Annotated in this window: 15 protein-coding genes; 10 read left to right on the forward strand and 5 right to left on the reverse strand. The window is 73.7% G+C overall.

Features of this window, described 5'->3' with window-relative positions:
• The 7 genes from I4I78_RS20240 to I4I78_RS20270 all read left to right on the forward strand — a co-directional run.
• On the forward strand, window positions 1–698 hold a 698-nt coding region (locus I4I78_RS20240; RefSeq protein WP_218613011.1), incomplete at its 5' end, for an alpha/beta hydrolase.
• Window positions 695–2,002 carry an NAD(P)/FAD-dependent oxidoreductase gene (locus I4I78_RS20245; protein WP_218613012.1) on the forward strand — a complete coding sequence of 436 codons (1,308 nt, stop codon included), beginning with the start codon at window positions 695–697 and terminating at the stop codon, window positions 2,000–2,002. The genes I4I78_RS20240 and I4I78_RS20245, both read left to right, overlap by 4 nt.
• The gene (locus tag I4I78_RS20250) at window positions 1,999–2,766 is read left to right on the forward strand and encodes a DUF1365 domain-containing protein (RefSeq protein ID WP_218613013.1); all 768 of its coding nucleotides are present in this window, start codon (window positions 1,999–2,001) and stop codon (window positions 2,764–2,766) included. The genes I4I78_RS20245 and I4I78_RS20250 overlap by 4 nt, the downstream gene beginning before the upstream one ends.
• Complete coding sequence (locus tag I4I78_RS20255) at window positions 2,763–4,073, forward strand: cyclopropane-fatty-acyl-phospholipid synthase family protein (protein ID WP_218613014.1); 1,311 nt, start codon at window positions 2,763–2,765, stop codon at window positions 4,071–4,073. Before I4I78_RS20250 ends, I4I78_RS20255 begins: the two co-directional genes overlap by 4 nt.
• Before the next feature lie 29 nt (window positions 4,074–4,102).
• Window positions 4,103–5,506, forward strand: a complete 1,404-nt coding sequence (locus I4I78_RS20260; RefSeq protein ID WP_218613015.1) for a cyclopropane-fatty-acyl-phospholipid synthase family protein — start codon at window positions 4,103–4,105, stop codon at window positions 5,504–5,506.
• A 4-nt stretch (window positions 5,507–5,510) separates the two neighbouring features.
• A complete protein-coding gene (locus I4I78_RS20265; protein ID WP_218613016.1) occupies window positions 5,511–6,344 on the forward strand; it encodes a DUF1295 domain-containing protein in 834 nt (277 codons plus the stop codon).
• Between the two features lie 106 nt (window positions 6,345–6,450).
• Window positions 6,451–6,918, forward strand: coding sequence for a peroxiredoxin (locus tag I4I78_RS20270; RefSeq protein WP_218613017.1), 468 nt, complete (start codon window positions 6,451–6,453; stop codon window positions 6,916–6,918).
• Window positions 6,919–6,933: 15 nt separating this feature from the next.
• On the opposite strand, the gene I4I78_RS20275 is transcribed toward I4I78_RS20270, so the two are convergent.
• The gene (locus I4I78_RS20275) at window positions 6,934–7,875 is read right to left on the reverse strand and encodes a YafY family protein (RefSeq protein WP_218613018.1); all 942 of its coding nucleotides are present in this window, start codon (window positions 7,873–7,875) and stop codon (window positions 6,934–6,936) included.
• Window positions 7,876–7,970: 95 nt separating this feature from the next.
• Here I4I78_RS20275 and I4I78_RS20280 point away from each other — a divergent pair, with 95 nt between their 5' ends.
• Together I4I78_RS20280 and I4I78_RS20285 are read left to right on the forward strand one after the other, a co-directional pair.
• A complete protein-coding gene (locus tag I4I78_RS20280) occupies window positions 7,971–8,396 on the forward strand; it encodes a VOC family protein (RefSeq protein ID WP_218613019.1) in 426 nt (141 codons plus the stop codon).
• A 69-nt stretch (window positions 8,397–8,465) separates the two neighbouring features.
• A complete protein-coding gene (locus I4I78_RS20285; RefSeq protein WP_218613020.1) occupies window positions 8,466–9,587 on the forward strand; it encodes a winged helix DNA-binding domain-containing protein in 1,122 nt (373 codons plus the stop codon).
• Between the two features lie 39 nt (window positions 9,588–9,626).
• Here I4I78_RS20285 and map read toward each other — a convergent pair whose 3' ends face one another.
• The 4 genes from map to I4I78_RS20305 form a co-directional block, all read right to left on the reverse strand.
• Window positions 9,627–10,484, reverse strand: a complete 858-nt coding sequence (map, locus tag I4I78_RS20290) for a type I methionyl aminopeptidase (protein WP_218613021.1) — start codon at window positions 10,482–10,484, stop codon at window positions 9,627–9,629.
• 47 nt (window positions 10,485–10,531) lie between these two features.
• Window positions 10,532–10,924 (reverse strand): DUF3054 domain-containing protein, encoded by a 393-nt coding sequence (locus I4I78_RS20295; RefSeq protein ID WP_218613022.1) that lies wholly within the window; start codon window positions 10,922–10,924, stop codon window positions 10,532–10,534.
• A gap of 60 nt (window positions 10,925–10,984) precedes the next feature.
• Window positions 10,985–12,844, reverse strand: a complete 1,860-nt coding sequence (locus I4I78_RS20300) for a penicillin-binding transpeptidase domain-containing protein (RefSeq protein ID WP_218613023.1) — start codon at window positions 12,842–12,844, stop codon at window positions 10,985–10,987.
• 92 nt (window positions 12,845–12,936) lie between these two features.
• On the reverse strand, window positions 12,937–13,458 hold the full coding sequence (locus I4I78_RS20305; RefSeq protein ID WP_218613024.1) for a MarR family winged helix-turn-helix transcriptional regulator: 522 nt from the start codon (window positions 13,456–13,458) through the stop codon (window positions 12,937–12,939).
• A 59-nt stretch (window positions 13,459–13,517) separates the two neighbouring features.
• Between I4I78_RS20305 and I4I78_RS20310 the strand changes: the two genes are divergently transcribed.
• Window positions 13,518–14,768 carry an NAD(P)/FAD-dependent oxidoreductase gene (locus I4I78_RS20310; RefSeq protein WP_218613025.1) on the forward strand — a complete coding sequence of 417 codons (1,251 nt, stop codon included), beginning with the start codon at window positions 13,518–13,520 and terminating at the stop codon, window positions 14,766–14,768.
• Window positions 14,769–14,932 lie beyond the last annotated feature (164 nt).

Below are 14,932 nucleotides of genomic sequence, written 5' to 3' on the forward strand. Positions count from 1 at the left end.
GCCGCGACACCGGCGCCCGCCGCCGCCTCACGTACTGGCGGATGGTGCCGTTCGCCCGGATGCTCGAACGCGCCGGTCGCGGCCACCGCCGTGACGGTGCTCCTGCCGGCGGGACCGGCGTGGCCGTCTACCTGCTGCGCTACCGCTACCGGGGCTGGAACGGCACGGCGATGGACGCCTTCCGGGACGCGTCCTGGGCGGTCGGCGAGGTCACCCGCCGCCACCCCGGCCGCCCGGTCGCCCTGCTGGGCCACTCGATGGGCGGTCGCGCCGTGCTGCGCGCGGCGGGCGAAGGCAGTGTCTTTCCCACCCCGCCGGCTTCGCCGGCTGCCGTCCCCCGTGTCGTCGCCGTCTGCGCGCTGGCGCCGTGGCTCGAGGGCGACCCGGTGGAGCAGCTGGCCGGGCGCAGCGTGCTGATCGCGCACGGGGACCGGGAGCGGATGACCGACCCGGCCGCGTCGTTCGACTACGCCGTCCGCGCCCGACGGGTGACCGACCGGGTCGCCCGCTTCGACGTGCACGGCGACGGCCACGCGATGCTGCGCCGGCCCACCGACTGGTCGTCGCTGGTGCGGCGGTTCGTCCTCGGTGAGCTCGGTGTCGAACCCCTGGACCGTTGTATTACGAAAGCCATGCAGGAGCCCGCCCCGGGTGGGCTCCGCACGGCACTACCAGCACTGACAGGAGCAACCCGATGAGCCAGGCCGCAGCGACGAGCCGCCCGAGTGTCGCGGTGGTGGGCAGCGGTGTGGCCGGCCTGACCGCCGCGCACCTGCTCAGCCGCGCCTACGACGTCACCGTGTTCGAGGCCGACGACCGGATCGGCGGCCACGCCCACACCCACGAGCTGAGGACCTCCGACGGCGGCCTGACCAACGTCGACACCGGGTTCATCGTGCACAACGACCGGACCTACCCGAACCTGCTGCGCCTGTTCGGCGAGCTCGGCGTGCCGACGCAGGACTCGGACATGTCGATGAGCGTGCGCTGCGACGGCTGTGGCCTGGAGTACGCCGGGGCGCAGAAGATCGGCGGCCTGTTCCCGCAGGCCTCGAACGTGACCCGGCCCGCCTACCTCAAGATGCTCGGCGAGGTCGTCCGCTTCCACCGGCACGCGCGCCGGCTCCTGGACGGTGGCGACGACGCGGGCGACGTCACCCTCGGCGCCTTCCTCACGATCGGCGGCTACTCGCGCTACTTCGTCGAGCACTTCATGATCCCGGTCGTGTCGTGCGTCTGGTCGGCGGGCGCGGCGGTCTCGCTGAGCTACCCGGCCCGCTACCTGTTCACTTTCCTCGACCACCACGGGATGCTCGGCATCGGCGGCTCGCCGCAGTGGCGGACCGTCACCGGCGGCTCCCAGGCCTACGTGTCGCGGCTGGTCAAGGGGCTCGGCGCGGTCCGCACCGCGACCCCGGTCCGGTCGGTGCTGCGCACCCCGGCCGGCGTCGAGGTCCGCGACGACGCGGACGCGGTGCACGGGTTCGACCGGGTCGTCGTGGCCACCCACCCGGACCAGGCGTTGGCACTGCTCGCCGACGCCACCGACGACGAGCGCGAGGTCCTCGGCGCGTTCGAGTACTCGCCGAACGAGGTCTGGCTGCACCACGACACGTCGCTGCTGCCGCGCTCCAAGGGCGCCCGCGCGTCGTGGAACTACCTCAAGCCCTCGTGCCGCGACTCGGCAGAGACCCCGGTCCTGGTCAGCTACGACATGAACCGGCTGCAGCGCCTCACCGACCCCGACGACTGGGTGGTCACCCTCAACGGCACCGGCCGCGTCGACCCGGACGCGGTCGTGGCGAAGATGGACTACGAGCACCCGATCTACACCCCGGAGTCGGTCGCCGCGCAGCGCCGCCTGCCCGCGCTGAACACCGGGGTGACCGCGTTCGCCGGGGCGTATCACGGCTGGGGCTTCCACGAGGACGGCTGCGTCTCCGGCGTCCGCGCCGCCCAGGCGTTGTCCGAGCAGCCGCTGGGCCCGGGATGGTCCCGATGAGCGCTCCGGAGCGCACCCGGGCCGAGCAGACCACCCTCGCCCCGGCGATCTACGACTCGGTGGTGCGCCACGTCCGGCGCCAGGGCCGGGACTACCGGTTCAGCCACCCGATCTACCTGTGGCTGGTCGACCTGGACGAGATGCCGCACCTGCCGGTCTGGCTGCGCCCGTTCGCCGGGTTCCGCGCGACCGACCACCTCGGCGACCCGGACCGCTCGATCCGCGACAACGTCGACGCCTACCTGGGGTTGCACGGGATCGACCTGCGCGGCGGACAGGTCCTGATGCTCGCCCACGCCCGGGTGCTCGGGTATGTGTTCAACCCGATCTCGGTGTTCTGGTGCCACGATCGCGACGGCGGGCTCGCCTGCGTGATCGCCGAGGTGCACAACACCTACGGGGAGCGGCACTGCTACCTGCTCCACCCCGACCCGGACGGGCGGGCGAGCACCGAGAAGGACTTCTACGTCTCGCCGTTCATGACCGTCGACGGGCAGTACTCGATGCTGCTGCGCGAGCCGACCGACCGTCTCGCCGTGTCGATCACCCTGCGCCAGAACGACACGATCGCGCTCACCGCCACCCTGGCCGGGTGCCGCAGGCCGGCGATCACGCGGGAGGTGCTGCGCACGGTACTGCGCCGCCCGCTGGTCACCCAGCGCACCTCGGCCCTGATCCGCCGCCACGGCATCGCGCTGTGGCTGCGCCGGCTCCCCGTCGTCCCACGTCCCACCCACCGCCCGCAGAAGGGGGTCACGCGATGACCACACACCACGATCTCCGCCAGGCCACCGCGACCCCGCGGGCACGCAACGGGGCGGCCCGCCCGTCCACACACGCCGTGCCGCGACCGAACGAGGGCGTCTGGCCCGGCCTGGCCACCCCGCCGGTGGCCCCGGCCAAGGCCCGCATCGCCGAGGGGCTGTTCCGCCGCGCGGTGCGCACGCTGCCGGTGCGGGTGGTGTTCCCCGGCGGGGAGCGGATCGGAGCCGGCGGCCCGGACTCCCCGGTCATGCGGATCGAGCGCCCGGCGTCGTTCTTCGCCCGGATGGGCGTCGACTCCAAGATCGGCTTCGGCGAGAGCTACATGGTCGGCGACTGGACCACGACCGACCTGCCCGGCCTGCTCACCCCGTTCGCGGCGAAGCTCTCGACCCTGATCCCGCCGGTGCTGCAGCGGATGGCACGGCGCTACGTCGAGGCCCGCCAGCCGCGCGAGGAGGTCAACTCGCTGGAGGGGTCGCGGGAGAACATCCACCGCCACTACGACCTGTCCAACGACCTGTTCGCATTGTTCCTCGACGAGACGATGTCCTACAGCGCGGCCTGGTTCGCACAGGGCAGCGACGACCTCGCCGACGCCCAGCGCCGCAAGATCGACGGCATCCTGGACATGGCGGGCGTGCGCGACGGCATGCACGTCCTCGAGATCGGCACCGGCTGGGGCGGCCTGGCCACCCGCGCCGCGCAGCGCGGGGCCCGGGTCACCACGCTGACCATCTCGGCCGAGCAGAAGGCCCTGGCCGAGCAGCGCCTGGAGCGCGAGGGCGTCGCCGACCGCGTGCAGGTCCTGCTACGCGACTACCGCGAGGCCCAGGGCAGCTACGACGCCGTGGTCAGCGTCGAGATGGTCGAGGCCGTCGGCGAGGCGTACTGGCCGACCTACTTCGGCGCGCTGGACCGGCTGCTCGCCCCCGGCGGCAAGGTCGGCCTGCAGGCGATCACCATGCCGCACGACCGGCTGGCGGTGTCCAAGAACGACTACACCTGGATCCACAAGTACGTCTTCCCCGGCGGGCTGATCCCGTCGGTGACCTCCATCGAGCACAACCTGGCCCAGGACACGTCGCTGCACATCGCCGAGCGCCGCAGCCTGGGGTACGACTACGCCCGCACGCTCGGGCACTGGCGCGAGACGTTCCTGTCCCGCTGGTCCGAGGTCGCCGACATGGGCTTCGACGAGACGTTCCGCCGGATGTGGGAGTTCTACCTCGGCTACTGCGAGGCCGGCTTCCGGGTCGGCTACCTCGACGTCTTCCAGCTCTCGCTGCAGCGCCGCCCGTCCTTCTGATCCCCGTGCCCACGCGTAAGGAGCCCACCGTGTCCAAGCCGACCGTCGCCGCGCAGCTGGCGAACCTGATCGAGGGTGTCCTCGGCTCGCCGCCGCCGGTGCGGCTGCGGGCCTGGGACGCCAGTGAGGCCGGCGCCGTCCACGACCCGACCGCCCCGGTGGTCATCGTGCGCCGCCGCCGTGCCCTGCGACGGCTGCTGTGGAGCCCGGGCGAGCTGGGCCTGGCCCGGGCGTTCGTGTCCGGGGACCTGGACTTCGAGGGCGACATCGCCGACGGGCTGTCCCGCTTCTGGAAGCTGGCCCGCTCCGGCACCGGCTCCCCGTCGATGAGCAGGGCGCAGAAGATCGATGCGCTGCGCACCGCGCTGCGGCTGCGCGCGATCGGCCCGAAGCCGAAGCCCCCGGCGTCGGAGGCGGTGCTCTCGGGCGGGCTGCACTCGCGTCGCCGCGACCGGGCCGCGATCAGCCACCACTACGACCTGTCGAACGAGTTCTACGGCTTCCTGCTGGACCCGCAGATGGCCTACTCCTGCGGGTACTGGACCCAGGACGCCGGCCCCGACTACGGCCTGCAGGACGCCCAGCGCGACAAGCTGGACCTGATCTGCCGCAAGCTCGGTCTCAAGCCGGGGATGCGCCTGCTCGACGTCGGCTGCGGCTGGGCGTCGCTGCTGGTGCACGCGGCGCAGCACTACGGCGTGCACGCGGTCGGGGTGACGCTCTCGGCGCAGCAGCGCGACCACGGCATCGAGCGCGTGCGGAAGGCCGGCCTGTCCGACCGGGTGGAGATCCGGCTGCAGGACTACCGGGCCATCCCCGAGCAACACAGTCCGGACCAGGCCTTCGACGCGATCTCCTCGATCGAGATGGGCGAGCACGTCGGGCAGGACAACTACCCCGTCTACGCCGCGCAGCTGCACAAGCTGCTGCGCCCGCACGGACGGCTGCTGATCCAGCAGATGTCGCGCGGCGCGGTGGGCGAGAACAACGCCCCCGGCGGCGGCGCGTTCATGGAGTCCTACGTCGCCCCGGACATGTACATGCGCCCGGTCGGCGAGACGATCGGGTTCCTGGAGCGCGCCGGCAACGAGGTCGTCGACGTGCACAGCCTGCGCGAGCACTACGTGTGGACCGTCCGGCCGTGGCTGGACACGCTGCAGGACAACCGTTCCGAGGCGGTCCGGCTGATCGGTGAGGAGCAGTTCCGGATCTGGCTGCTCTACCTGGCCGGCGCGGCCCTGGCGTTCGAGGAGAACAGGATGGGCGTGCACCAGATCCTGATGGTGCGCCCGGACGCGCAGGGACGCTCCGGGCTGCCGCGCAGCCGGGCCGCCACGCTCGGGGCCGACCCGGCGCTGGACCGCCTGGCCGCCGACGTCACACCCGCCGAGGCCGACCCGGCGCGCGAGCCGGAGTCCGCTCCGACACGATGACGGCATGAGTAGCCAGTTCCCCTGGTCGGCGTTGCTGACCAACCTCTGGGTCAGCGCCCTGGCCGTGCTCGTGCTGATGGCCGTCGCCCTGCTCGTCGCGGTGAAGGTGCGCGGCGGGCGGCACGACGGGATCGACGTCGTGTGGGGTGTCGGTTTCGCGCTGATCGCCGTGGTCACCCTCGTCACCGCGACCGGCGAGGGCGACGCATGGCGGCAGTGGCTGGTCACGGTCCTCACCGCGGTGTGGGGATTGCGCCTGGCCTGGCACATCGGCCGGCGCAACCACGGCAAGCCCGAGGACCCGCGCTACGTCGAGATGCTGGGCCGGGCTCCCGGGAACCCGACCTGGTACGCGTTCCGCAAGATCTACCTCACGCAGGGCGTCGTGATGTGGGTCGTGTCGCTGCCGGTGCAGCTCGCACAGTACGGCTACTCCACGACCTTCTGGGGCGTCCTGACGGCGGTGCTGGGCGCCCTCGTGTGGGGCGTCGGGTTCGTCTTCGAGGCCGTCGGCGACGCCCAACTGGCCCGCTTCACCGCGGACCCGGCGAACAAGGGCCAGGTCATGGACTCCGGTCTGTGGCGCTACACACGCCACCCCAACTACTTCGGCGACGCCGCCGTCTGGTGGGGCCTCGGGCTGATCGCGCTGCACCACGCCGCCGGGATCATCGGCCTGATCGGCGTCGCGCTGATCACGGTCAACCTGGTCAAGGGCACCGGCGCGAAGCTTCTCGAGCGCAGCATCGGCAAGCGCAGGCCCGGCTACGCCGAGTACGTACGCCGCACCAGCGGCTTCTTCCCGCTGCCCCCGAAGAAACCGGCCGACGCGAGCTGACGCCGGATCGAACCGATCGCCGCCCCCGGCGCGAACGTCGTGACGGGCATCCACGATCATGGCGGCCCGTCGACCGGCGCGGCGCCCACACCCAGGAGGAACACCCATGGCCATCGGTGACGAGGTCGTCGACTTCGAACTGCAGGACGAGACCGGCACCCCGCGAAAGCTCTCGGAGATGCTGGCGAGCGGCCCGGTGGTGTTGTTCTTCTACCCGATCGCCTCGTCCGGCGGTTGCACCCAGGAGGCCTGCCACTTCCGCGACCTGGCCGGCGAGTTCGCCGCGCTCGGCGCCCAGCCGGTCGGCATCTCCAGCGACGACGTGACCAAGCAGTCGATGTTCGCCACGTCGAACCAGCTCGGCTTCCCGCTGCTCTCCGACACCGGGCACAAGGTCGCGAAGTCCCTCGGTGCCTGGCGCGCCTGGCTGCCGGGCGGCCTGCACACCCGTCGCAAGACGTTCGTGATCGGCCGGGACCGGAAGATCATCGCCGACATCGGCAGCGAGTCGAAGTTCGACATGCACGCCGACGACGCCCTCGAGGCCCTGCGCAAGCACCAGGCCGCCGCCTGACGTCCCTCTGATGTCTCAGCCCAGCGACGCGGCCAGGCCGAGCCAGGACCACAACCCGAGGACGAGCCGGCAGCGGTCCGGACCGGTCGCCCCCTCCAGGGCGGGTAGGGCCTCGACGACCCCGTCGGAGACGTAGGGGTACACCTGCGACGCGGGGAGGTCGAGGATCACCTCGCCGCGGCAGGGCCGGCCACCGTCGAGGCCCGCGGATCCCCGGAACCGGCCGGACACGAACGCGGCCACGTCCTCGCCCCCGGGCAGCTCCCGCGGGCGGAACCGCGGCCCGTTCGGGGTGCGTGGGGTGATCCGGTCGGCGCGGAACGTGCGCCAGTCCCCGCGGTCGAGGTCCCAGGCCACGAGATACCAGCGCCCGCCCCAGGTGACGAGATGGTGCGGCTCCACCCGGCGCGGTGGGCGGTCTCCGCGCCCGTCGCCCCCGCGCCCGTCGTCCCCCCGCCCGTCGACACCGGGTGCGGCGTAGTCGAACCGCAGCACCTCACGAGCGCGCACGGCACCGCTGAGCGTCACCAGCACCTCCGTGCCGACCTGCGGCTCCGGCCGGGTCCCGGCCCGTGCGACGGCGGTGACCTGCAGCGCGTCGATGCGTTGGCGCAGCCGGGCCGGCATGACCTGGCGGACGGTGGTCAGCGCGCGGGCCGCGGCCTCGGCGATGCCGGCTCCGGTCGCGGTGGCCGTCTGCAGCGCCACCGCGAGGGCCACGGCCTGCTCGTCGTCGAACAGCAGCGGCGGCAGCTCGGTCCCGGCCTCGAGCCGGTAGCCCCCGTCCGGGCCCTTGGTGCCCGCGATGGGGTAGCCGAGCTCGCGCAGGCGGTCGACGTCGCGGCGCACGGTGCGCGGGCTGACCTCCAGACGCTCGGCGAGCAGCTGCCCGGGCCAGTCCCGGCGAGCCTGGAGCAACGAGAGCAGCGAGAGCAGCCGCGCCGAGGTCTCGAACATGACCCCCATTCTGGCCGCAGTAGAGGCCAGAAGCTGACCGCTACCGTCGACAGCATTGTTCCTGTCAGCACCGCAACGACCCCCAGGAGCACCTCATGACCGTCAGCACCGTCGCCCACCTGAACTTCCGCGGCGACGCCCGGGCAGCGCTCGAGTTCTACCGGTCCGTCTTCGACGGTGAGCTGGTGGTCGTCACCAACGGCGACATGGGCGTCCCCGTGGACCCGTCGGAGATCGACCAGGTCAAGTGGGGCCAGGTCGCCGACGCCGACGGCGTCCACGTGATGGCCTACGACGTGCCGGCCGAGCAGCCCTGGAGCCGGGGGCAGGACTCGTTCTTCCTGTCACTGCGCGGCGAGACCGCCGACGAGGTCACCGCCCTGTGGAAGGGGCTCTGCGAGGGCGCGACGGTGCGGGTACCGCTGGAGCCCGCACAGTGGGCGCCCCTCTACGGGATGCTCACCGACCGCTTCGGGATCACATGGGTCGTCGACGTCGCGGTGCCCTACGACGCGTCCTGAGCTCGGCGGGTGGGCACGGCTTCCCGTGCCCACCCGCCGTCCCCGTCCTCGATCCTGGAAAGTTGCCCGATGACCCGACTCGACGCACGGGCGCTCAACCGCGCGGCGCTGGCCCGCCAGCTCCTGCTCGAACGCGCCGACGTGGGTGTCCTCGACGCCGTGTCCCACCTCGGCGGGCTGCAGGCCCAGGAGCCGCAGGAACCGTTCCTCGGGCTGTGGTCGCGGCTGCGCGGGTTCGACCCGGCGGCGCTCTCGGACCTGCTCGTCGAGCGGCGGCTGGTCCGGACGCACCTGATGCGGCGCACGGTCCACCTCGTCACCGCCGACGACGCCCTGGCCTGGCGCTCCCGGCACGCGGCGATGCTGCGCCAGCGGCTGCTCGGCGTCTACCGCGCCGAGCTCGACGGGGTCGATCTCGACGAGCTCGCGTCCACGGTCCGGACGGCGATGGCCGACGGCGAGCCCCGCTCGATGACCGATCTCGGGCGGGCGCTCGCGCAGCACTGGCCGGCACCCGGGGCGAGAGTGCTCGGCGAGGCCGCGATCGTCGAGGTCCCGATGGTGCAGCTGCCGCCGCGCGGGGTGTGGGGCTCGCGGGCGGGGGCGCGCAACCTGCTGCTCTCGTCCTGGCTGGGACGCGAGGCCGAACCGCTCGGCCCGGCGGGCTCCGACCGAACCGGGGCCGCCCTGGTGCGGCGCTACCTCGCCGCGTTCGGCCCGGCCGCCTCGGCCGACCTGCGCGCCTGGTGCGGACTCGCCGGCCTGCCCGCGGCGGTGGCCGCCGTGCGCGAGGAGCTGGTCTCGTTCCGCGACGAGCGCGGCCGCGAGCTGCTCGACCTCCCCCACGCGCCGCGCCCGGACCCGGACACCCCGGCCCCGGTGCGGTTCCTGCCGGCGTTCGACAACGCGATCCTCGGCTACGACGACCGCAGCCGGATCATCGACGACGCGCACCGCGGCCTGTCCGTGGCCGGGCAGCGCGCCGTCCTCGTCGACGGCCGGGTCGCCGCGACGTGGACCGTCGACAACACCGCGACGTGGACCGTCGAAGACGGCACCGTGGCCGTCACGCCGCTGCGCCGCTTCTCCCGGGCCGACCGCGCGTGCGTCGCCGAGGAGGGACGACGGATGGCGGCGTTCCTGTCCGGCGGCGGGAGCACGCGGGTGCGGGTCGCGGCGTCGCCGCGGTGAACGGGCCGCTCAGGGCAGTGCCGTTCCGGGCAGGGCCGCTCAGGGCAGGGTCAGGATCTCCGCGCCGTCGTCGGTGACCAGCACGGTGTGCTCGAACTGCGCGGTCCAGGAGCGGTCCTGGGTGACCACGGTCCAGTCGTCGTCCCAGGTGTCGTGGTCGATGCCGCCGAGGGTGATCATCGGCTCGATCGTGAACGTCATCCCGGGCTCGAGGACGATGTGCACGTCGGGCTGGTCGTAGTGCAGCACCACCAGCCCGGAGTGGAACTCGCGGCCGATGCCGTGCCCGGTGAAGTCGCGGACCACGCCGTAGCCGAAGCGCTTGGCGTAGGACTCGATCACGCGCCCGACGACGTTGAGCTCGCGGCCCGGGCGCACCGCCTTGATCGCCCGCATGGTGGCCTCGTGCGTACGCTCGACGAGCAGCCGGTTCTCCTCGGCGACGTCGCCGGCCAGGAACGTGGCGTTCGTGTCGCCGTGCACGCCTCCGACGAACCCGGTGACGTCGACGTTCACGATGTCGCCATCGTTGATCACCGTGGTGTCCGGGATCCCGTGGCAGATGACCTCGTTGAGGCTGGTGCAGCAGGACTTCGGGAAGCCGCGGTAGCCCAGCGTCGACGGGTAGACGTCGTGGTCGACGAAGAACTCGTGCACCACGCGGTCGACGTCGTCGGTGGTGACGCCCGGCTTCACCGCCTCGCCTGCGGCGACCAGCGCCTGCGCCGCGATCCTCCCGGCGTACCGCATGGCCTCGATGACCTCGGGGGTCTGCACGTCGGAGGCGCGGCTGCGCGCCGGCGCGGGCTTCCCGACGTACTCCGGGCGCGGGATGTGCGCCGGGACCTCACGCAGGGGGGTGGGTGTGCCGGGAACGAGCAACGTGCGGGCGGACATGACCCCATTCTAGGTCCGGTGCCGGGCTCCCGGCCCGGTGCCGCCGCTCACCCGCCGGGCGTGCGCCGCTCCCCCGGCACGCCGAGCCGCGCGACCAGCATCGCCAGGGTGCGCCAGCCGAGCATCAGCACGGCCAGCGAGACGGCGGTGACCAGCGCGAACGTCGCGGGCAGGCTGCCGGTGAAGCCCAGCCGCAGCAGCAGCCCGACCACCACCGCCCCGGCCACGACGATGCCCCCGGCCCGCATGCTCGCCGGAGCGGCCCGGACCCACGGTGAGACCCACGCCGCGCCGGCGCCGACGACGAACGGCGCCGCGGTGCCGAGAAGCCCGAGCAGGCTGTCCGCCTCGGCGTGGCTGACCCGGCCGATCGCGGCGAACACCACCACCGCGACCAGGTCGGCCGCGAGGGCGAGAGCGGGTATCCGGGCGGGGGCCACCGAACCAGGGTAGGCCGCCGGGCAAGCACACCCCCGCCGGACGGTGACCCGGTCGTGTGACTACTGCGGCACGCCGCCCAGGAACCGGGAGGTGAGCTGCACCGCCGGGCCGGACGAGCCGCCGTCGACGATCAGCGTGGCGAACGCGAGGTCGCCCCGGTAGCCGACGAACCAGCCGTGCGCGCGGTTCTCCCCGGCCGGCCCGGCGAACTCGGCGGTGCCGGTCTTGCCGTACACCTCGCCCTGCCCGGCGACCGCGGTCGCGGTGCCCTCGGTCACCACGGCGCGCATCATCGGGCGCAGCCGCTCCAGCACGGCGGGGTCCGGGGCGGTCGGCGCCTTCAGCGTCTCGGTGGGCCGGTTCGCGACCAGCTGCGGCGTCACCGGCGCACCCTTGGCCACCGTCGCGGCCATCAGCGCCATCCCGAACGGGCTGGCCAGCACGTCACCCTGCCCGAAGCCGTCGGAGGCGCGCTGCAGGTCGTCGGTGGCCGGGTCGATCGAGCCGGTGACCGTGGTCAGGCCGGGGATCTTGTAGTCGGAGCCGAAGCCCAGGGCCAGCGCGGCGGCGGGCAGCGCGTCCGGCGCCAGGCCGAGCGCGAGCCGGGAGAACGTGGTGTTGCAGGACTTCGCGAACGTCTGGGTCAGCGGGACGGTGCCGAGCGCGAAGCTGTCCTCGTTCGGGATCGTCCGGCCGTTGATCACGGTGGTGCCCGGACACTCCAGCGGGGTCTGCGGCGTGACCCGGCCACCCTGCAGCGCCGCGTACGCCGTCGCGATCTTGAACGTGGACCCCGGGGGGTAGCGCCCCGACAGCGCGATCGGCCCGGCCGCGTTCGCCGCGTCGTTCTGCGCGACGGCCAGCACGGCCCCGGTCGAGGGCCGGATCGCCACGATCGCGGCCTGGCGCGTCTGCCCGCGCACGGCCGCCTCGGCGGCGTCCTGCACGCCCCGGTCCAGCGTTACCCGGGCCGGGGTGCCCGGACCGGGCGGCGCGCCGGCCAGCGACGCGACGGTGGCGCCGTTCGACCCGACGGCGTCCACCGTCCATCCGGGCGTCCCGCCGGTCTGGGCCTCGGTCTCGGTGCGGACGCCGGCGAGTACCTGCGTGGCGAAGTCCGGGTCCGGCGCGACCAGCCGGGTCGCCGAGACGAACCGGACACCGGGCAGGTCGTAGATCCGGTCGCGGACGCCCTGGTAGTCGGGCTCGCGCAGGACGGCGACGGTGTAGGCCTGCCCGTCCGGGGTCTTCGTCGCACCGTCGGTGATCGAGGCACGGGTGATCGCCGGGTCGATGCCCGACAGCGCCGACGCGAGGGTGCCTGCGGTGGAGCCGAGGTCGCCCGCGGCGCGCCGGTCCAGCGTCACCGTGACGACCGGCGTCGGAGCGAGCAGCGGCGCACCGGAGGCGTCGAGCACCGGGGCCGGGTCCGCGGTGGTGGTGCGCAGCACCGGGCGCTGCCCCTCGCCGAGCCGCGGCGCGACGACCGCCGGGGACCACGCGACCTGCCAGCCCGTCTCGTTGGCGGCGCCATCGCCGGTGTCGGGAGCGTCGGAGCGCTGCAGCGGCAACGCGGTGCGGTAGCTCCAGCTGCGGTTCTGCCCCAGGTCCCACGCGACGTCCACGTCGGCGGTGGCGCCGTCGCCCTCGGTGCGCACGCCGACCACGTCCGCGCGCAGCGCCACCGGCGCGAGGTCCTGACGGGCCTTGCCCAGGAAGGCGCCCGCGGCGGCGGGGTCGCTGGTCACCGCGGCCGCGCCGGCGTCGTCACCGGCGGCCCAGGAGGTGACGAAGCGCTGCGCGGCGTCGTCCGGGCCGCCCCAGGGACGCACGAGGGCCACGACCGCGCCCGCCACGAGCACCACCACGACCGCGACCGCCAGCACGACCGGACGGGGAGAGGTCAACGGGGAACGCACGATCTTCAGTATGCCGCTTCCGCCCTGTCCGTACGGGCCGCCCACCGCTCACCGACGACCCGTGGCCGCGCGACCGGCGGCCCCCGTCGTGATCAGCCGCGCGGCGCGGTCCCGGTCGCTTCCCGGGGTGTTTCGGGGTCCACCCGACCCGCGGCCTTTCCGGACGTCGCGTTCTCGGCCCCGTCGAGGGTCTCCCGTACCCGTCGCATCATGCGCGTCAGCTCTCGCGCCTCGCCGGCGTCGAGCCCCATCGCCGTCGGCGTGTTGAACGCCTGGACCAGCGGGAACGCCCGGTGTAACGCGCCGCGTCCGGCGTCGGTCAGCTCGAGGCCGGTTCGCCGGCCGCGCCCGGCCGGGCCGTCCCGGCGGACCAGCCCCCGTTCCACCAGCGAGGCGACCAGCTCCCCCACGCTCTGCGGGCGCAGCAGCGTCACCCGGGCCAGCTCGGCCTGGCTCGGCGCGGGCCCGCCGGTGGACTCCCGGTCGTCGAGCTCGGCCAGCACCCCGAACTGGGTCGCTGTCAGCCCGGCCTCGGCGAACACGCGGTGGAACCCCCGCGCCACCACGTGCGAGGTCTGGATCAGCTCCCAGAGCGGGACGTCGTCGTAGGGCATGCCCAGAAACTATCAGGTACCTTCCATTAAAGCAGGTACCTGATAGTCAGGAGAGGCACATGCGCGTGATCGTGATCGGCGCCGGGATCGGCGGGCTGACGCTGGCCCAAGGCCTGCGGCGCGAGGGCGTCGACGTGTCGGTGCACGACCGGGACGCCCGCCCGTCGACCACCGGCGGGTACCGGCTGCATCTGGGAGCGCTCGCGCGGGACGCGCTCGCCCGCCGGCTGCCGGCGGCCCTGTGGCAGGCGGTGCTGGCCAGCTCGGCAGGCGGCGCGTCGTTCCGGCGGTTCACGTTCGGCGACCACCGGATGCGGGTCCTGATCAGCGAGCGCCAGGACGACGGGGAACGGGTCATGATCGGCCGGATCCCGCTGCGCGAGCTCCTCTGCCACGATCTCGGCGACGCGCTGCATTTCGGCTCGGAGTTCACCGGCCACCGGGTGGGACGCGACGGAAGCGTCACCGCGGAGTTTGCCGACGGCTCCACCGACGAGGGACACGTGCTGGTCGGTGCCGACGGCGTCGGGTCCCGTGTGGTGACACGGCTCGCCGGTGCCCGCACCGACCACCCGACCGGGATCGAGTCGCTGGCCGGGCGGGTCCCGCTCGACCGGACGGCCCGCGCGCTCGTGCCGGCCCAGCTGTGGTCCGGCCCGGCCCTGGCGATCGGCCCAGGCGGGGTGGGTGCGTTCCTGACACTGCACGACCCGGTGACCTCGATGATCGTCGATCCGGCCACCTGCACGACGGTGCCCGCCCGCACCGAGGATCCGTACCTGCTGTGGGCGCCCGGCCTGCCCGCCGACGGATTTCCGGTGCGTCCGGAAGACCTCGACGGTTCTGGCCTGGTCGGGCTGGGCCTGGACCTGTTCCGTGGCTGGGACCCCGCGTTCCGCGAGCTCGTCGCGCGGACCGACCCGTCGACGGTCGCGCACTTCCGGTTCCGCGCCGCGAACCCGGACGCCGACCCGACCCCCTGGCCGGCCGGGACGGTGACCGCGCTCGGCGATGCGGTGCACGCGATGCCACCGACCGGTGGGCGTGGCGCGTCCACCGCGATCCGTGACGCCGACGTCCTCACCCGGCACCTGCTCGCCGCCCGCGACGGCGTGACGACGACCCCGCTGGCGCTGCACGCCTTCGAGGAGGAGATGGGCGGCTACGCCCCGGACGCGGTACGCGAGTCCCTGCGCCCACTCGCCTGGCAACGCCGGCTGAGCGGACGCCTGGCCTACCCCCTGGGACGAGCGGCCCTCGCCGCGGCCGGCACCCGCAGCCGTCACCGCGACCGCACCCTGCAGTCCTGAACGGCCACCGGGCCGGGCGACGCGCGGCCCCGGCGGACCCCCCGCGCCCGCCTTCGCGACGCGACCGCGGCCGCACGCGCGTCGACGAGCCGGGCGCTGACCTTCCGGATGCGCGCCCGCTCGGCGAACGCACGGATCGCGGAGCGCTCGCCGCGCAGCGGCAC

This window comes from Pseudonocardia sp. KRD291 (assembly GCF_019263595.1).
Taxonomy (GTDB): Bacteria; Actinomycetota; Actinomycetes; order Mycobacteriales; family Pseudonocardiaceae; genus Pseudonocardia.

Coding starts and splice junctions, on each gene's coding strand:
- I4I78_RS20305 (WP_218613024.1), bottom strand. CDS start 13,458: ATGCCCTACGACGACGTCCCGCTCTGGGAGCTGATCCAGACCTCGCAC.
- I4I78_RS20280 (WP_218613019.1), top strand. CDS start 7,971: ATGACCGTCAGCACCGTCGCCCACCTGAACTTCCGCGGCGACGCCCGG.
- I4I78_RS20245 (WP_218613012.1), top strand. CDS start 695: ATGAGCCAGGCCGCAGCGACGAGCCGCCCGAGTGTCGCGGTGGTGGGC.
- I4I78_RS20250 (WP_218613013.1), top strand. CDS start 1,999: ATGAGCGCTCCGGAGCGCACCCGGGCCGAGCAGACCACCCTCGCCCCG.
- I4I78_RS20265 (WP_218613016.1), top strand. CDS start 5,511: ATGAGTAGCCAGTTCCCCTGGTCGGCGTTGCTGACCAACCTCTGGGTC.
- I4I78_RS20285 (WP_218613020.1), top strand. CDS start 8,466: ATGACCCGACTCGACGCACGGGCGCTCAACCGCGCGGCGCTGGCCCGC.
- I4I78_RS20275 (WP_218613018.1), bottom strand. CDS start 7,875: ATGTTCGAGACCTCGGCGCGGCTGCTCTCGCTGCTCTCGTTGCTCCAG.
- I4I78_RS20310 (WP_218613025.1), top strand. CDS start 13,518: ATGCGCGTGATCGTGATCGGCGCCGGGATCGGCGGGCTGACGCTGGCC.
- map (WP_218613021.1), bottom strand. CDS start 10,484: ATGTCCGCCCGCACGTTGCTCGTTCCCGGCACACCCACCCCCCTGCGT.
- I4I78_RS20270 (WP_218613017.1), top strand. CDS start 6,451: ATGGCCATCGGTGACGAGGTCGTCGACTTCGAACTGCAGGACGAGACC.
- I4I78_RS20255 (WP_218613014.1), top strand. CDS start 2,763: ATGACCACACACCACGATCTCCGCCAGGCCACCGCGACCCCGCGGGCA.